Raw genomic sequence first — 17012 nt, 5'->3', positions numbered from 1 at the left:
GCAATCTAAGCAAACTCACAAAATACGTTTTAGAGGAAAGGTATAAAAAAAACGAACCCCCTATAAAAACCTCAAAAACTTTGTATTTTTTTTATTTTTATTTAGCAATCTCAGAGCAAATATCTAATCAACAAATAATTTTCCGTTGGAAATTTATTTTATCGGAAAAATAATTCTATCTTTGTGCTATTATTTCCATTGGAATATAACAAAACAACATATAGGAGAAAATTTATTATCGAAAGAATATGAAATACCTTATTATAGGCGGAGTTGCGGAAGAAGCAACCACAGCAACAAGGGTTTGACGCGCGGATAAGTTTGGGGAGATCGTACTGCTTGAAAAAAGAAAATATATCTCGTATGCCAACTGCGGATTACCTTATTACATTGGCGGGAGCATTGCAGAGCGCGAAGAAATACCCGTCTGCCAATTTAAGGAAATATTTATTTTTTCACAATGATAAGAAAACATTTTTTATTGAAATAAATAATGACAAAAGGGGGCTATCCTACTTTTTGGACAACCCCCTTCTTATTTTTTCTGCGCGAAACGAATTTATTATTCGGCTTTCGGGGCTTCTTCGGCCTGAGGCGTCTCAGGAGCTTCTTCGGCCGGTGCGGTTGCTACGGCCTCTTCTGCACTTGCTTCTTCCGCAGCGGCAGCAGCAGCTTCCTCTCTGGCTTTAGCCTCGGCGGCGGCAGCCAACTCTGCCTTTTTCTTCGCCACAACTTCCGCTTTTGCCTTGTTCACTTCTTTCTCCGCATCCAGACGGGCTTTCACTACGGCTTTCGACTTTTCGCGTTCGGCATCTTTCACTTTCTGCAAAGTGAGTTTTTTCTCCGTCAGCCACGACTGGAATTTCTCCTCAGCCTTTGCCTCGTCGAATGCGCCTTTCTTTACACCGTCGAGCAAATGCTTTTTCATGCACACCCCCTCGCGCGAGAGGATCATACGCGCCGTGTCGGTCGGTTGCGCACCTGTCTGTAACCAATACAAAGCTCTATCGAAATTCAAATCTATTGTGGCAGGATTGGTGTTCGGATTATAAGAACCGATCCTTTCAATAAACTTTCCATCTCGTGGAGCCCTGCTGTCTGCAATAACGATCTGATAAAAGGCGTAGCTTTTACGACCGAATCTTTGCAATCTAATTCTTGTTGCCATGTTTGAATAATTAAATAAAACTTTGTTCGTGAAAATTGAGCGGCAAAGATACGCATTTTTTTTATACCGCCGCTTCTTTCGACAGAAAAATCAAGGCTTTTCAGTTGACCACTTATAATATAACGGGCGTTTAACACGAAATTACGTCCCATTGTTGTAGCTTTGCGACGATAAAACGGAGATAACAAGTATGAAGATGAAAACATGGAGCATCGTGCTCGGACTGCTGCTCATGGTGGGGACGTTGCGGGCGCAGACGTATGAAGAGATGATTCGCAAGAGTTACGAATATGCGGACAGAGGCGATTTGCCGGCAGCCGAAGAGGCGCTGAAGGCCGCCATGCATGCCGAACCGGCCAATAAGAACAACTTCGCCCTGCTCTCGAATCTGGGAACGATCCAGCGGCAGCAAGGCAAAACGGATGAGGCGCTCGTGTCGTATACGGCTGCGCTCAGCCTGCAACCGAAGAACAAGCTGATTCTTTCGAACCGTGCGGAGCTTTATATCGAGATGGGTGAGACGGAAAAGGCGCTGAGCGATTATCAGGCGTTGCTGCTGCTCGATCCACTCGATCTCGACGCGTATTACCGCCGCGGGATGTTATATATAGAGATGAAGGATTATATGCTGGCCGACGAAGATTTCGAGAAGATCATGTCGATCGACAAAGAGTCGGAGCAAGGGCGTTTCGGGTTTGCCTTGCTTGATAAGGCACGTGGTAATTATGAAGACAGCGAAACGATCCTCAGCTACCTGATCGAAAAGTCGAGAACTCCTCTGCAGTATTACGAGGAACGTGCCGAGCTGTATTTTCGGATGAAAAAAAATGCACGCGCCATGGCCGACCTTAACAAAATCTTTGCCGAGACGAACGACGTGCCGGCACATCTGTACGTCTTGCGCGGAAAAATTAAACTCGCGCAATTTGAGAAAGAGTCGGCCGCGATCGATTTCAAAAAAGCGCTCGAGCTGGGTTATGACAAGGCTGTTATCGACGAACTGATCAACATGACTTTTTAGCAATATCCCGCTTTATACGGGATAGTTCTCACGGTTAAACGGAGCATATTTCGGTTCCATCGGCTCATACGCGTCGTCGTCCCAAAGGCTGCTGGTAATCATCAGGTCGGCACTGTAACGGTTGCACGCAATGGGTACGTTGTGAACGCGGCACTGGCGCAGGAGCATCTGGATGTCGGCTTCGTGCGGTTGCGGATTGAGGTCGTCGATCAGGAAAACGGCCAGATTGATCTCCTTGCGTACCACCATGGCGGCAATTTCGGTATCTCCTCCCATCGGGCCCGAGTGCATGCAGCGGATATTGCTGTATTCGATGCCCCGCTGTTCAAAGGCGTCACGAATCAGCGTGCCGGTCGTGCCGGTGCAAACGAGGTTGTGTGCAGCCAGAAAATCAGCATTGAAGACAGCCCAGTCGATCATGTCGACCTTGCGGTTATCATGCGCTACAAGCGCAATTGTCAATTTCTTTTTCATCATATCGTCAGTTTTTATGTATTCTTACGCGACAAATGTAGTGATTTTTCCGTTGTGGCGAAGCGCGCTACTCGTGATTCTCACGGAGCAGGAAGCATAGATCGCGCACATCGGACAGCTTGGCGGTTTGAGGAGAAGCAAAGACGGCCGGTTGATGTACCACACCGCGTTCCACCAATTCGCTGAGGATATCCCACATGACTTCGTGATAGAAAATAACCATGGCTTCATGCGTGTCGGAAAAGCCGTATTTATGTGTGATGGCTTCGATGTCGACCTTTGTTTGCAGCGCTTCCGCAAGTTTGTTGCTAATCGTCTCGGCAAATGCATGAATACGGTTTGCATCGGAGTCTTCAATAATCGGGATGTTGATGGAACCATCCGGACGGATCACTCCGATTTCCGTAAAAAATGAGAATGCGGAAGGTTCGGAAACCTTATCGTTTGCATCGATTTCTTTCAGAAAATTGTTTAGGTTCTTCGAGTTGAAAAGAGGGTGTGCCAAACGAATCAGGCCGTCCGACCAATTGATTTTGACCGAATACTTTCCGCCCGCGCTCATTGTATTTGTTCCGCATTGCAGGGCTTTTCGCTTGTTGTACAGTATCCAGTAATTGCCCTCCCACGATTCGTGACTCTCTTTGTTGCGCCCGGTTACCATCTCTTTTTTCTCCATGACTTTCCAGATTTTTCCGTCGAGGACGTAAGAGAAAAGGATGCTGAATGCATGATGGGGCATACCTTCAGACGAAAGGTACTCGACCAGATTGCGGCAGTCGTCGACAATTTCGGGGACAAGTATTTTTCCGGTCTCGTATGAATCGGTTCGTAAGGCGCTTGTATGCAGACTGTCGAGTATGGGGATTATCGTCCGGTACGTGTTGCCATCGCGCTCGATCAGACGTTGCGACTGTAAGAGCAGGATTTGGTTTTCGCTGTGTGAGATACCGGTGGCAGCAAGCTGCTCAAGTGTCATTGGGCGGCGCAGCGCCAATAAAATCTCGTAATTGTTGCTGTTTTTAACAACCTGACGGGGATGTAGAAACTGCACAGCGCAATAGCATATATCTTCGGCACGATCGAAAGACGGAAAACGACCGGTGTCTTGCGCTATAGCCAATTGTACCCAACATAATAATATAGTAGAAAAGAGAAATAACTTTTTCATGGGAAGTCTGTTTAATTTTTTGAATAATCGCAATGATTCTGTCCGGAGCTATCCACCTTAGCACCTAAAGGCTTACTTTGAGACTGGTATCATCGAAACCGGTAACCAAAGGAGAAGGTCACGTCGTTTTGATAAATCTGCGATTCAAAAGGTTGTTTTTCGCGTAATTTATCGATAAATCCCGTTTGGGCATATACGGAGAAAAAAACGTGCCGGTGCTCGACATAGAGTCCTGTTCCAGCACCGATATCGAATGGTCTGAAGTCGCGGGTTTTCCATTCGTGGCGCTCCCGCTCTCGTGTGGAAACGGAGACAAACGGGCCGGCTTGAACGCCCATCTGCCAGTTGCCGAGGTTGATCTTATACACTAAGTTAACAGGTAGCTGAAGCGAGTAATAGTTGCATGCATGTCGCCCCGCTTTTATGTCATCATAGACCAAATAAGCATAGTCGTATGATCCTCCTTGATTGACGAATGCGAGTTCCGGACAGATGGAAAATCTGCGCGAAAGCGGGATGTCGGCCAACCCAGCCACACTGAATCCTAACCGGCCGCCATACGTGACCTCTTCGTCGACAATCTGCGTCAATGAGCTGTATGATAACCCCGCCCGAACACCCCATGTAATCTTGGCTTCCATCGCCCATGAAAGCAGGCACATCATTAGTATAAATCCTCCCTTTCTCATCTTCTTTCGTCTGATTTGCAAACAAAAGTACTATTTTTTTTGAGATGCGACCTATTTATCACTAAAAAAAACGAGTAATGACAAAATTTCTTGCCGACTTCCGAAACATCCCTTATCTTTGAATCGAATTTGAATTTAATCATCACCATTGCATAAAGTGTAAAATTTATGGTACCGTTTGTTCATTTACATGTACATTCGCAGTATTCGCTGCTTGACGGACAGGCTTCTATCGATGCGTTGATCGAAAAGGCGCAGGGCGATGGAATGCCCGGCATGGCTCTTACCGATCACGGAAGCATGTTTGGCATCAAAGAATTTTACAATAAGGTCCAGAAGAAAAACAGCAAACATCTTAGTATAATTAAAGATTGCGAAAACGAACTTCGGAAGTTAAACGATAAAGACAACCCGACAGCCGAAGAAACGGATCGCATGCAAAAACTTTCGGAGAAGATACATGCGAAAAAAAGAGAGATCTTTAAACCGATCTTAGGATGTGAGTGCTATTGCGCACGAAACGGGCGCTTTAACAAGACGGCTAAAGAAGACCTCGGAGGGTGGCATCTGATTGTTCTGGCCAAGAATCTGAAAGGGTACAAGAACTTGATTAAGATGGTTTCGCTCTCATGGACGGAAGGGTTTTACCGCAATCCGCGCATCGACAAGGAACTGCTTGAAAAATATCATGAGGGGCTCATCATCTGTTCCGCATGTCTCGGAGGTGAAATCCCGCAGCTGATTATGCGAGACCGGAAAGAAGAAGCCGAAGCCTCGGTGCTCTGGTTCAAGAATCTCTTCGGCGACGATTACTATCTGGAGCTGCAGCGTCACGAAACGCATGCCGCAAATGCCGACCAAAAGACCTACCCAAAGCAAGTGGAAGTTAATAAAGCCTTGGTCGAGTTGGCACGTAAGCATGACATTAAAATCATCGCGACGAATGATGTGCATTTTGTGAACGAAGACGATGCCGAAGCGCACGATCGTCTGATCTGCCTCAGCACCGGCAAAGATATCGATGATCCGGCAAGGATGCGCTACTCCAAACAGGAATGGCTGAAAAGTACGGCCGAGATGAACTCGATTTTTGCCGATGTCCCCGAAGCCTTGAGCAATACGCTCGAAATTCTTGATAAGGTGGAGTTGTATTCCATCGATTCGCCGGCATTGATGCCTTTCTTCGAGATCGACCCTTCGTTTGGAACGGAGGAGGAGTATCGCGAAAAATATACGGCCAAAGATTTGATAAACGAATTTAACGAGACGGATGCCGATGGCAAAGTAACGGATAATTATCTGCGTCTCGGTGGTTATGAGAAAGTGATCCGCATCAAACTCGAAGCGGACTACCTCGAACATCTGACGCTTAAACGGGCGATGAGTCCGCATCGCTATGGCGAAAATATACCGGAAGAAGCGAAAGAACGTATCAATTTTGAGCTGCAAACGATTAAAAGGATGGGATTCCCCGGCTATTTCCTGATCGTGCAGGATTTCATTACGGCTGCCCGTGAGATGGGGGTGTCCGTCGGACCGGGACGTGGCTCAGCTGCCGGGTCGGTCGTTGCATACTGTCTGGGAATTACCGATATTGACCCGATCCAATACGATTTGCTGTTCGAGCGTTTCCTTAATCCCGATCGTATTTCTATGCCTGATATCGATATCGATTTTGATGACGACGGGCGGGGCGAGGTTTTGAAATGGGTGACGGAAAAATATGGTCAGCAGCGTGTGGCGCATATCATCACCTATGGCACGATGGCAACGAAACTGGCGCTGAAAGATGTGGCGCGAGTTCAACAACTACCCTTGAAGGAATCGAATCGTCTGGCTAAACTCGTACCCGACAAGATTCCGGATAAGAAGCTGACGCTGAAGAATGCCATTGAGGCGGTACCTGAGTTGAAGGAGGCAGCCAACAGCATGAATCCGATCCTGCGCGACACGTTAAAATACGCTCAGAAGCTGGAAGGCAATGTGCGGAATACAGGCGTTCATGCCTGCGGTGTGATTATCGGACAGCAGGATATCTCAGACATCGTGCCTGTTGCCACGGCCGAAGACAAGGAAACGAAAGAAACCTTGCTCGTTACGCAGTATGAAGGTTCGGTCATTGAGGAAACGGGGCTGATCAAGATGGATTTTCTTGGCCTGAAAACCCTGTCGATCATTAAAGAAACGATCGAAAATATCAAGCAGACGACCGGTAAGGCCATCGATATTGATAAGATTCCGATTGATGACAAACAGACTTACGATCTGTTCTGTCAGGGAAAGACCGTCGCGACGTTTCAGTTCGAGTCTGCTGGCATGCAAAAGTATCTGAAGGAATTGCAACCGACCGAATTTGAAGACCTGATCGCGATGAATGCGCTCTATCGTCCCGGACCGATGGATTATATTCCCGCGTTTATCGCACGTAAGCATGGTCGGGAAGAGATCACTTACGATATTCCCGAAATGGAGCGTTATCTGAAAAATACGTATGGGATTACCGTTTATCAGGAGCAAGTCATGTTGCTCTCGAGGTTGCTCGCCGGCTTTACCCGCGGACAAAGCGATACGTTGCGTAAAGCCATGGGAAAAAAGCAGATTGACAAGATGAATGAGCTGAAGAGTAAATTCTTTGACGGCGGACAAAAAAACGGGCATAATGTAAAAACGCTTGAGAAGATCTGGGCCGACTGGGAAAAGTTCGCTTCGTATGCGTTTAACAAAAGTCATGCTACGTGCTATTCGTGGGTAGCTTACCAGACAGCGTATCTGAAAGCTCACTATCCGTCGGAGTTTATGGCCGCCGTGCTGAGTCGTAACCTTTCAAACATCAAGGAAATTACAAAGGCGATGGACGAATGCAAGGCGATGAAGATTCAGGTGTTGGGGCCTGACATCAACGAGTCGCACCGTAAGTTCGGGGTGAATACGAAAGGAGATATCCGTTTCGGGCTTGTGGCGGTTAAAGGAGTGGGAGAAAGTGCGGTTCAGGCGATTATTGAGGAGCGTGACAAGCGCGGGCCTTACAAGGATATTTACGATTTTGTCGAACGGGTAAATCTGAGCGCATGTAACAAGAAAGCATTTGAAAGTTTGGCTTTGGCCGGTGCGTTCGACACATTGAATATGCCGCGTGAACCGTTTGGCACTCCGAACGAGAAGAGCGAGACTTTTATCGACGTTATCATGCGTTACGGATCGAAATATCAGATGGATAAACAAATGTCGTCCGCCTCGCTGTTCGGTGATGATCAAGCGATACAGATTGCGCGTCCCGAGATTCCGAAATGTGAACCGTGGAGTGCGCTGGAACGACTCAACCGGGAGAAAGAGCTCATCGGCATTTACCTGTCTGCGCATCCGCTCGACGAATACCGCATCATCCTGAACCATGTCTGCAACATGACGATGAAGGATGTGGACAGCCGTGAATGGGAAGAGTTTCAAAACAAGGAACTATTGCTTGGCGGTATCGTGACGGGGTATCGGGAAGGACTCACGAAGACCGGAAAGCCTTACGGCATCATCAAGATCGAAGATATGTCGGGCAGCGGAGAGGTGCCGCTTTTCGGCGACAATTATATTAATTTCAGCAAGTACGGCAAAGAAGGGCTTTATCTTTATATAAAGGCTGCAGTTCAGCCGCGAAGATGGAAAGAAGCGGAGCTTGATTTTAAAATCAACTCGATTCAGCTGCTGCAGGACGTGAAAGATTCGTTGATTCATTCGATCAGTATATCGATCCCGATCGGTGATTTGAACGAGCAGGTGATCAGCGAGCTGGCCGCTCTGATGAAAAGCAATCCGGGCAAGACGCAGTTGTTTTTCAACGTCACCGGAAGCGATCATGTGGCGCTGAATTTTTCGTCTCGCGACATCAGGCTGAACGTTACGCAAGAATTGCTGAATTTTATCAACGATTCGGATATTTTGGATTTTACGATCAATAAATAATTTATCAACCAATTAAAAACAATAGAATTATGGCATTAACAGTAACAGACGCAAATTACAAGGAAGTATTGAGTGCAGGGAAACCTGTGGTATTGGATTTTTGGGCAGAATGGTGTGGCCCCTGCCGGATGGTGGGTCCCATCATTGATGAGCTGGCTGCCGAATACGAAGGTCGCGTGACTATCGGAAAAGTAAACGTCGATGAGAATGATGATGTGGTTTCGGAATACGGAATCCGCAATATTCCTACGATTTTACTCTTCAAGGACGGTCAGATGGTCGACAAACAGGTAGGCGCTGCGCAGAAGAGCGCATTGGCAGAGAAGATTGAGAAACTTCTCTGATACGATTTTTTGACAAGGAGTCCGGGCGGCGCAATTCTATCGCGTTTGCCCGGATTCGGTTTTGTGCCACTCAAAATTATCCGGATATATTTGATGGGATTATTTTTTTGCCCTACTTTTGTATCCATTACAAAATAAGACGAACTGCACTGTATGAAATCTACTCAACAATATTTATTGGTACATGGCATTAAGCCTTCCGTTCAGCGCATAGCCATTATGGAATATCTGTTTAAGCATCATACCCATCCAACAGTGGATGAGATTTATACGGAATTGTTGCCACAGATCCCCACACTATCGAAAACAACGGTGTATAACACGCTGAAACTATTTGTTCAACAGGGAACGGCGATGCAGATTGACATCGATGAGAAAAATGCCCGGTTCGACAGTGTGATGGAAACACACGGGCATTTTCGTTGTAAGGCATGCGGATGCATCATCGATATTCCACTGCCCGAAATTCATCATTTACTCCCCCAAAATACGGATTTCTCGATCGATGAAGCCTATGTAAATGTAAAAGGTCTATGTGCCGAATGTAAATCGAGGCAATCCTGTTGAGTTATGGATCCCGCAAAGATTGCTATGAGGGAGGATGTATTCGATTAAGAGTTGACTTGTTGGTTTCGATGTGCTTATTATCAGACCGCGACATCAGATAACAGATACGAATATAATTATACGACATGAATCATGAAAACATTGAAAATTTTATTTTTGCTGCTTTTTTTAGTCGGGTTTGCCGGCTGTTGTAAAGAAGAGGCCGAGGAGATTGATAATCCGGCGGTAGAGGCTTTTGTCCAGCAACTGAGGACAAAAACGCATGAGGACTACATGACGCTTCCACAATTTACCCATAAGGATATTCCCGCCTTGCTTCGGTACAGGAATGAGACAGAAATGATTACTCACTTTCCCAGAAATCCGGTTTCATCTCTCTATCTCTCTGAATGCAAGTTGGGAATGTATATGTTGTGGACGATAGAAGCGATTCGAACCGAGACGATTAATCGGGGCAGTCTGTTAGATGGTTTTCCATCGCAGAATCCGCTGTTGGCTTTGCGGAATGATGCGGAGTTAAAATTCGTGCGCACGGATGTTTCACATCGTAAGGTGGCAAAGGCTTACGCAGACTGGTGGAAAAAGAATAAGCATAAAAGTGCAAAAGAGTTAAAAGAAGAAGACCCTCTAAAAGATACGGATTACCGTTGGTTTTAGGATTTTGCCGCGCAGCATGAGATCAATGCAGCAATATCTGCTGGCACATGGCATCAGCCTTCTGTTTAGCACATAGTCACTTCCGGGAAATCCTGTTGAGTTTATCTGCTTGCGGATGCTTGTTTCTTAATTACATTGTAAAGAATATATAACGCGGTCGACTGTTTTGTTAACATCCACGGCAGTTTTATAAACGCATTGTAAAAAACACATAATGCAGTTGGCTGTTTTGTTAACACCCACGGCAGTTTTACAAACGCACTGTAAAGAACACATAACGCAGTTGGCTGTTTTGTTAATGATGACGCTTATATTATTAACGACCGTGCTCGTATTGCAAATGACGGCGCTTATTTTAATCATGACGATGCTTCTTTTATCAACACCGATGGTAATATTTTGTCCGGACTGTCGAGATGTTTCTCCGAACAAGCTGTTATTAATATTCAAAAAAGGTGTTTCTCTTTGTACAAGTCGAATATTTGTTATAACGGATTAAAAACAAATAGTGTAATAGAAAAAAACACGAAGAATGATTACGATCTTAATAATCTTATTGATTGTGCTCGCGCTGATCAACATCTTCCTTACGTTGAAGAAGGGCGAGAACATTCGTGACGAGGAATTGGAAGAAAGGTTGATCAAGATGGATACCGACCTTTCCCGAATGGATCCGTTGATTCGCGATGAGTTCAGCCGAAGCAGGGAAGAAAATCTACGGGCCGCGAAAGAAAATCGGGCGGAACAGCGACTTTCTCTGAAATCGTTTGAAGACAGTTTTATGCGTCATGTAAAGGACTTCAATTCGTTTCAGAAGGAAAAGTTCGAGGCGTTGACTGCCAGGCAGGAGATGATTAAACAGGAAGTCGAGGGGAAATTAAAAGAAATCAGAGACACGGTGGAAGGGAAACTGAACAGCATTCGCGAAGATAACAGTCGAAAACTGGAAGAGATGCGCAGAACGGTGGACGAGAAGCTGCAAGAAACGGTTGAAAAACGTTTTAATGAATCATTTAAGTTGATTAGCGAACGACTTGAGGAAGTACATAAAGGATTGGGAGAGATGCAATCGCTCGCTTCGGGTGTGGGAGATTTGAAGAAGGTGCTGACAAATGTAAAAACGCGGGGAAATCTGGGAGAGATACAGTTAGGGGTGATTCTTGAGCAGATTTTATCGCCCGAACAGTATGAGCAGAATACAATCGTAAAAGAAGGCAGTCAGGAAAGGGTGGAATATGTAATCAAGCTCCCGAATCGTAACGACGAGGAGAAGAGTTTGCTGCTGCCGATCGATTCAAAATTTCCGAACGAGGATTATCAGCGGTTAATCGAAGCGTATGAACGTGCGACGGATTTGAATCCGAAAGAATTGGAAACGATCGGTAAACAGTTTGAGGCTTCGATTAAAAAGAATGCGAAAAGTATCAGAGACAAATATATTCGTCCGCCGTTGACGACCGATTTCGCGATAATGTTTGTGCCCACGGAAGGTCTGTACGCGGAGATTTTACGTCGGACGGGGTTATTCGAATGTTTGCAACGGGAATTTAAAATTACGGTCGTAGGGCCTACCAATCTGGTGGCTTTTCTGAGCAGCTTGCAGATGGGCTTCAAAACACTGGCCATCGAAAAACGTTCGAGCGAGGTGTGGGAAATATTGGGCGCCGTAAAGACAGAGTTCGGGCGTTTCGGGACGATTCTGGAAAAGACGAAGAAAAAATTACAGGAAGCGACGAACGTAATCGACCGTGCGGGGGTAAGATCGCGAGCGATCGAGCGTAAGCTAAAGGAGGTGCAGGCGCTTCCGCAGGAGGAGTCGGTAGCGGTACTGGGCGAAGCGATCGAGACGGAAGAAGAGGCGTGATTTTTGGATTAGATAAAAGTCGAATATATTATTAAATAATAAATATGATGAAAAAAACAGTTCTACTTATGGTTGTTATGCTGACAGCTTGCTCGTGCAAGATGGCATCGATGGAGCAGAATCCCGATAAGCAGCATGAAACAGAAAAAAAGTATCAGGCAAAAGCTCCTCCTACTCAGTTTTTCGGAAAGGAAGCGTTTGATAAAACGAATGAAACGACTCTCCGTTGGTTAGGCATGTCCGGTTTCCTGATTAACAGTCATGGGACTACGATAATGATCGATCCGGTCCTTAAAGGTTTCGATATGCCTTTATTGATTGACATGCCAATTGAAACACATGCGGTGCCCCATTTAGATGCCGTCTTGGTCACACACAGTGATAACGATCATTACAGCGTTCCGACTTGCACCGATTTAAAAGATATCACAGACATTTATCATTCAACCGAATATGTCGATTCAATCATGAGAAACCAAGGCTTACCTTCTCAAGGGCATCTGATCGGCGACACTTTTTGGGTGAAAAATACTCGTGTCACCTTAACACCTGCCGATCATGCGTGGCAAAATGATTATCCCGAAGCAAGAAACGGCAGATTCTGGAAACAGGCAGACTGCGCCGGCTTCTGGATCGAGACGCCCGACGGATCAATATGGGCCACCGGCGATTCTCGCTTGATGCCCGAACATTTACAGATGCCCACACCCGATGCGATATTGTTTGACTTCTCGGATAGTGAATGGCACTTTACGTTCGAAGGCGCGATTCGGTTGGCTAATGCTTATCCTGATACTCCTTTATTGCTCCACCATTGGGGTTCGGTCGACGCGCCCGATTTCACTCCTTTTAACGGAGATCCTGAGAAACTGAAAGCAAGGGTAAAGAACCCTGAAAGAGTCGTTCTTCTGGCTCCCGGAGAACCTTATACACTTAGAAAACTCAATAATAAGACAATCACTTCCCTTAAAAAGTAAAAAAGATCCATTTTTGCTTTTATCCGAGTATATGTTCTGATCTGTTAAATATTTGTCATTGTTAAATGTCTTCGGGCGGATATTGAAAATAAGTCATACGACCGTTTACTATGGGGTAAAAGAATGGGATGAAGAGATTTCTTTACCGCAAAAAGAGGAGCTTGTTGCCGTTATTGAATCAGATGAAATACATACCCATACAGCTTCAAAAAAACACTTTTGGGTATGGATTACTGTTGATCGATTTGGAAAATGATACAACAAACAAAACAGATCATCTTATTCTAATCCTAATCAAAGATTATCCCGAACTCATGTAAAGAATGAAGGTATGATATGGTGAATTTCAGACCGGATGCTTAATCGATAAAACAAATTTCCGTTGGAAATTTGTTTTATTGGAAAAACTGCTTTATCTTTGCGCCATTATTTCCATTGGAATATAATAAAACATACATAAAAGCAGGAAATTTATTTTAGAAAGAATATGAAGTACCTTATCATAGGCGGAGTTGCGGGAGGAGCAACCGCAGCAGCAAGGATTCGACGCGCGGATGAGTTTGCGGAGATCGTACTGCTTGAAAAAGGAAAATACATCTCGTATGCCAATTGCGGACTACCTTATTATATTGGCGGGACCATTGCAGAGCGCGAAAAACTGTTTGTGCAAAAGCCCGAATCATTCGGCCGTCGGTTTAAGATCGACGTAAGGGTTGAAAACGAGGCTGTAGACATTGATCCATCAAAACAAATGGTAACCATACAGCGTGCAGATGGCTCTTCCTACACGGAAAAGTATGACAAATTATTGCTTTCTCCGGGTGCATCAGCGATCCGTCCGCCGTTGAAAGGGATCGACAGCAAAGGGATTTTCTCTCTTCGGAATGTGGAGGATACCGACCGGATCAAAGCATACATTACTTCGCACAAAGTAGAAAATGCAGTGATTGTCGGAGCCGGATTTATTGGTCTGGAGATGGCTGAGAACCTCCATCAAACAGGAGCCCATGTATCCGTTGTCGAGATGGGCAACCAAGTGATGGCACCTGTCGACTTTTCGATTGCCTCGCATGTTCATCAACATCTACAGCAAAAAGGAGTATCGCTTTTCCTTGAGCAAAGCGTCGAAGGCTTTGAACGCAAGGAAGACAAGGTTGAAGTCCTCCTTAAGAGCGGTCAAACGCTTTCGACCGATATGGTGATACTCTCCATCGGCGTCCGTCCCCGCACCGAATTAGCGAAGAAGGCTGGAATAGTCCTCGGAGAGACCGGAGGCATACGGGTAGATGCATACCTTGAAACGTCGGTAAAAAACATCTATGCCGTAGGAGACGCCATCGAATATCCGCATCCCCTGACCGGTAAACCTTACCTGAACTTTCTCGCCAATCCGGCCAATCGGCAAGGACGGATCGTGGCGGACAATATGGTCTTCGGGAATATAACGAAATACGAAGGAGCGATTGCAACATCGATTGCGAAAGTTTTCGATCTGACGGTTGCTTCGACAGGTCTGGCCGGCAAACGTCTCAAACAGTTGGGGATGGATTACGCCGGATCCACGACGCATTCCGTCTCTCACGCGAGCTACTACCCCGACGCGTTGCCTTTGACCGTCAAGCTCACGTTTCACCCTGAAACGGGTAAGCTCTACGGGGCACAGGCAGTTGGATATGAAGGAGTAGATAAACGCATCGACCAAATTGCGCTACTGATCAAAAACGGCGGCACGATTTACGATCTGACGAAAGTAGAACATACGTACGCCCCGCCGTTCTCGTCGGCTAAAGATCCGATAGCCATCGCAGGTTACGTGGCAAATAATATCATCAGCGGGGCGATGCCCGTCGTTTCATGGCGTGATGTCGTACAAGCAGACCATGGCAAAGTGCTCCTGCTCGATACACGTACTCCGGCAGAATATGCGTTCGGATCGATCGAAGGCGCGGTAAATATTCCACTCGACGATTTGAGAGACCGTCTTGACGAGATTCCGAAAGACAAAGAGATTTATACGTTCTGCGCCGTTGGGCTTCGCGGTTATCTGGCGCAACAAATCCTGCGGGCACATGGTTTCACGCGAGTAAAAAACCTTTCGGGAGGATACAAGACGTATTCCGCAGCCGTCGCTCCCTTGTCCGATCAGCCGGGGTCAGTTCCCTCACAGATTAGTATCGATATGGGAACTCAGATAAAGAATGACGTTAAAGTCGTCAGGGTCGATGCCTGCGGGCTGCAATGTCCGGGACCGGTGATGAAACTTAAACAGGCCATTGATTCGATCGGCGAAGGCGAACGCATTGAAATGGTAGCCACCCGGGGTTTGCCCGCGATGCTCAGGCATGGTGTAATACGACGGGGCAACGTCTGATTTCGATTGCAGACGAGAAAGGCAAGTATACGGTTGTTATCGAAAAAGGAGGATCGCAGGCCTGCCGGACGGTGACATCGTGCGATAGCAAGTCGAAGACTCTGATCATGTTCAGCGATGATCTGGACAAGGCGCTGGCTACGTTCGTACTGGCCGGAGGAGCTGCTGCGACAGGACATAAAACAACGATATTCTTTACGTTCTGGGGGCTGAATGTCATCAAAAAAATATCGAAGCCGAAGGTCAAAAAAGACATCTTCGGACGCATGTTCGGAATGATGCTGCCGTCCAGTTCCCTGAAGCTCCATCTCTCCAAGATGAGTATGTTCGGGATCGGCGACAAGATGATGCGCCATATCATGAAGCGAAAAGGCATAGACTCGCTCGAAACGTTGCGTCAGCAAGCCATCAATCACGGAGTAGAGTTTATCGCTTGCCAGATGTCGATGGATGTGATGGGCGTGAAACGTGAAGAACTGCTCGACGAAGTCACCGTGGGCGGAGTAGCCACTTACATGGAACGTGCGGAGGATGCCAATATCAACTTATTCATATAAATATACAATAACAGCAATGGAAACAAAACTATTAAAAAAACATGGGCTTATCCTGATCGGCACCCTGTTGGGAGGTGTGGGAGGATTCCTGTATTGGAAATTCGTCGGCTGTGCAAGTGGCACTTGCCCCATCACGGCATCCCCCATTGGCAGTGTCATTTGGGGAGCCATCACGGGCGGCCTGTTACTCAGCATGTTTAACAAACCATCTAAATAATCACTCCAATGAATAAATTATTTTTAATTTTATTTGCCTCGGTGGCGATAATCGCCTGCGGCAACAAAGAAGCAAAACATAATCATTCTGAAAACGAAGAAAAAATGAAAACAGTAGAATTAACAAAAGCGGAATTTTTAACGAAAGTAGCGAACTATGAGACGAACCCGTCCGAATGGAAATACTTAGGCGATAAGCCGGCCTTGATCGACTTTTATGCTTCCTGGTGCGGTCCGTGCAAAATGATTGCTCCGATCCTCGAAGAACTGGCGGCCGAATATGGCGACAGCATCGTAATTTACAAGATCAACACGGAGAAAGAGCAAGAGCTGGCCGCAGCTTTCGGCATCCGTTCCATCCCGTCGTTACTGTTCGTACCGATGAACGAACAGCCTCAGATGAGCATGGGCGCCATGGGGAAAGCCGAACTAAAGAAAGCTATCGACGAGATCCTGCTGAAAAAGTAAGCGCGATGTCGGAAAACATGGATAAATTATGTAAAATCAGGGATGTGCAGCGAAGCATCATCGCCTTCGAGCAGCGGTTCGTGAAACGCTACGGAATCTGCCTCAACGAAGGGATGCTCCTCTGCTCCCTTCACAAGTCGGAGCGTTTATCGTCGGGTGAACTTGGCGAGTTGTTGGGACTGACCCCATCGAACACATCGAAAGTCATCGCCTCGGTCGAAGAGAAAGGATTGATTACCCGCATCCTCGGCACGACAGATAAACGACAGATGTACTTTGCCCTGACGGAAAAAGGACGCAGAAAAATCGCATCAATCTGTTGCGAAGAGGTGGAGATTCCGGAGTTCCTGAACGAAATCATCGCTTCGTAAAAGAGGACAGATACCACACTTGTATTTAATGGCCTTTGCACCGGTATTCCAACGATGGAGATTGGTGTAAAGGCCTTTTTAATAAGGAGAAATAACACGCGCCTCATACGGGAGAAGCCGAAGAGCCCGACAACAAATGACATCCA

15 protein-coding genes and 2 pseudogenes are annotated in these 17012 nt (G+C 46.3%); 12 read left to right on the top strand and 5 right to left on the bottom strand.

Translation table 11 applies throughout. The features are described 5' to 3' along the window. Window positions 1–248: 248 nt before the first annotated feature. Window positions 249–422 (top strand): annotated as a pseudogene (locus ACTTKA_RS02375) (FAD-dependent pyridine nucleotide-disulfide oxidoreductase); the annotation flags it as partial. Window positions 423–562: 140 nt separating this feature from the next. Here the strand turns inward: ACTTKA_RS02375 and ACTTKA_RS02370 are convergent. Together ACTTKA_RS02370 and ACTTKA_RS02365 are read right to left on the bottom strand one after the other, a co-directional pair. Beyond that, complete coding sequence (locus ACTTKA_RS02370; RefSeq protein ID WP_442713726.1) at window positions 563–1111, bottom strand: 30S ribosomal protein S16; 549 nt, start codon at window positions 1109–1111, stop codon at window positions 563–565. Next, window positions 1021–1320 carry a hypothetical protein gene (locus tag ACTTKA_RS02365; RefSeq protein ID WP_442713731.1) on the bottom strand — a complete coding sequence of 100 codons (300 nt, stop codon included), beginning with the start codon at window positions 1318–1320 and terminating at the stop codon, window positions 1021–1023. Before ACTTKA_RS02365 ends, ACTTKA_RS02370 begins: the two co-directional genes overlap by 91 nt. A gap of 44 nt (window positions 1321–1364) precedes the next feature. Here ACTTKA_RS02365 and ACTTKA_RS02360 point away from each other — a divergent pair, with 44 nt between their 5' ends. Then, window positions 1365–2189, top strand: coding sequence for a tetratricopeptide repeat protein (locus ACTTKA_RS02360; protein ID WP_442713727.1), 825 nt, complete (start codon window positions 1365–1367; stop codon window positions 2187–2189). Between the two features lie 12 nt (window positions 2190–2201). Here ACTTKA_RS02360 and ACTTKA_RS02355 read toward each other — a convergent pair whose 3' ends face one another. From ACTTKA_RS02355 to ACTTKA_RS02345, 3 genes are all read right to left on the bottom strand, one after another. After that, window positions 2202–2663 carry a methylglyoxal synthase gene (locus ACTTKA_RS02355; protein ID WP_097560471.1) on the bottom strand — a complete coding sequence of 154 codons (462 nt, stop codon included), beginning with the start codon at window positions 2661–2663 and terminating at the stop codon, window positions 2202–2204. A 67-nt stretch (window positions 2664–2730) separates the two neighbouring features. After that, a complete protein-coding gene (locus ACTTKA_RS02350; RefSeq protein WP_442723818.1) occupies window positions 2731–3831 on the bottom strand; it encodes a hypothetical protein in 1101 nt (366 codons plus the stop codon). Between the two features lie 89 nt (window positions 3832–3920). Beyond that, window positions 3921–4520, bottom strand: a complete 600-nt coding sequence (locus ACTTKA_RS02345) for a porin family protein (protein WP_442723817.1) — start codon at window positions 4518–4520, stop codon at window positions 3921–3923. A gap of 168 nt (window positions 4521–4688) precedes the next feature. Between ACTTKA_RS02345 and dnaE the strand changes: the two genes are divergently transcribed. The 10 genes and pseudogenes from dnaE (at window position 4689) to ACTTKA_RS02295 (ending at window position 16866) form a co-directional block, all read left to right on the top strand. Further along, window positions 4689–8474 (top strand): DNA polymerase III subunit alpha, encoded by a 3786-nt coding sequence (dnaE, locus tag ACTTKA_RS02340; RefSeq protein ID WP_442723816.1) that lies wholly within the window; start codon window positions 4689–4691, stop codon window positions 8472–8474. A gap of 29 nt (window positions 8475–8503) precedes the next feature. Continuing rightward, on the top strand, window positions 8504–8818 hold the full coding sequence (gene trxA, locus ACTTKA_RS02335; RefSeq protein ID WP_442723815.1) for a thioredoxin: 315 nt from the start codon (window positions 8504–8506) through the stop codon (window positions 8816–8818). 153 nt (window positions 8819–8971) lie between these two features. Then, on the top strand, window positions 8972–9385 hold the full coding sequence (locus ACTTKA_RS02330) for a Fur family transcriptional regulator (protein ID WP_442723814.1): 414 nt from the start codon (window positions 8972–8974) through the stop codon (window positions 9383–9385). Window positions 9386–9517: 132 nt separating this feature from the next. Continuing rightward, entirely contained in the window at window positions 9518–10042 is a 525-nt protein-coding gene (locus ACTTKA_RS02325; protein WP_442723813.1) for a DUF4943 family protein, read from the top strand. Window positions 10043–10574: 532 nt separating this feature from the next. Then, the gene (locus tag ACTTKA_RS02320) at window positions 10575–11906 is read left to right on the top strand and encodes a DNA recombination protein RmuC (RefSeq protein WP_442723812.1); all 1332 of its coding nucleotides are present in this window, start codon (window positions 10575–10577) and stop codon (window positions 11904–11906) included. Window positions 11907–11950: 44 nt separating this feature from the next. Beyond that, window positions 11951–12883, top strand: coding sequence for an MBL fold metallo-hydrolase (locus tag ACTTKA_RS02315; RefSeq protein WP_442723811.1), 933 nt, complete (start codon window positions 11951–11953; stop codon window positions 12881–12883). A gap of 487 nt (window positions 12884–13370) precedes the next feature. Then, window positions 13371–15811 (top strand): annotated as a pseudogene (locus ACTTKA_RS02310) (FAD-dependent oxidoreductase). Window positions 15812–15827: 16 nt separating this feature from the next. Further along, window positions 15828–16028, top strand: a complete 201-nt coding sequence (locus tag ACTTKA_RS02305) for a DUF6132 family protein (protein WP_442723810.1) — start codon at window positions 15828–15830, stop codon at window positions 16026–16028. Between the two features lie 8 nt (window positions 16029–16036). After that, a complete protein-coding gene (trxA, locus tag ACTTKA_RS02300; RefSeq protein WP_442723809.1) occupies window positions 16037–16495 on the top strand; it encodes a thioredoxin in 459 nt (152 codons plus the stop codon). A gap of 17 nt (window positions 16496–16512) precedes the next feature. Next, window positions 16513–16866, top strand: coding sequence for a MarR family transcriptional regulator (locus ACTTKA_RS02295; RefSeq protein ID WP_442723823.1), 354 nt, complete (start codon window positions 16513–16515; stop codon window positions 16864–16866). Window positions 16867–17012: the final 146 nt, after the last annotated feature.

The organism is Tannerella sp. (assembly GCF_052170195.1).
Taxonomy (GTDB): domain Bacteria; phylum Bacteroidota; class Bacteroidia; order Bacteroidales; family Tannerellaceae; genus Tannerella.
Note: the sequence above shows the minus strand (reverse complement) of the source record. Positions and strands in the feature narration are given on the sequence as shown.

Excerpts from the sequence above, each read along its gene's own strand:
- ACTTKA_RS02365 (WP_442713731.1), bottom strand. The coding sequence starts at position 1,320 with ATGGGACGTAATTTCGTGTTAAACGCCCGTTATATTATAAGTGGTCAA.
- ACTTKA_RS02360 (WP_442713727.1), top strand. The coding sequence starts at position 1,365 with ATGAAAACATGGAGCATCGTGCTCGGACTGCTGCTCATGGTGGGGACG.
- ACTTKA_RS02355 (WP_097560471.1), bottom strand. The coding sequence starts at position 2,663 with ATGAAAAAGAAATTGACAATTGCGCTTGTAGCGCATGATAACCGCAAG.
- ACTTKA_RS02350 (WP_442723818.1), bottom strand. The coding sequence starts at position 3,831 with ATGAAAAAGTTATTTCTCTTTTCTACTATATTATTATGTTGGGTACAA.
- ACTTKA_RS02345 (WP_442723817.1), bottom strand. The coding sequence starts at position 4,520 with ATGAGAAAGGGAGGATTTATACTAATGATGTGCCTGCTTTCATGGGCG.
- dnaE (WP_442723816.1), top strand. The coding sequence starts at position 4,689 with ATGGTACCGTTTGTTCATTTACATGTACATTCGCAGTATTCGCTGCTT.
- trxA (WP_442723815.1), top strand. The coding sequence starts at position 8,504 with ATGGCATTAACAGTAACAGACGCAAATTACAAGGAAGTATTGAGTGCA.
- ACTTKA_RS02330 (WP_442723814.1), top strand. The coding sequence starts at position 8,972 with ATGAAATCTACTCAACAATATTTATTGGTACATGGCATTAAGCCTTCC.
- ACTTKA_RS02325 (WP_442723813.1), top strand. The coding sequence starts at position 9,518 with ATGAAAACATTGAAAATTTTATTTTTGCTGCTTTTTTTAGTCGGGTTT.
- ACTTKA_RS02320 (WP_442723812.1), top strand. The coding sequence starts at position 10,575 with ATGATTACGATCTTAATAATCTTATTGATTGTGCTCGCGCTGATCAAC.
- ACTTKA_RS02315 (WP_442723811.1), top strand. The coding sequence starts at position 11,951 with ATGATGAAAAAAACAGTTCTACTTATGGTTGTTATGCTGACAGCTTGC.
- ACTTKA_RS02305 (WP_442723810.1), top strand. The coding sequence starts at position 15,828 with ATGGAAACAAAACTATTAAAAAAACATGGGCTTATCCTGATCGGCACC.
- trxA (WP_442723809.1), top strand. The coding sequence starts at position 16,037 with ATGAATAAATTATTTTTAATTTTATTTGCCTCGGTGGCGATAATCGCC.
- ACTTKA_RS02295 (WP_442723823.1), top strand. The coding sequence starts at position 16,513 with ATGGATAAATTATGTAAAATCAGGGATGTGCAGCGAAGCATCATCGCC.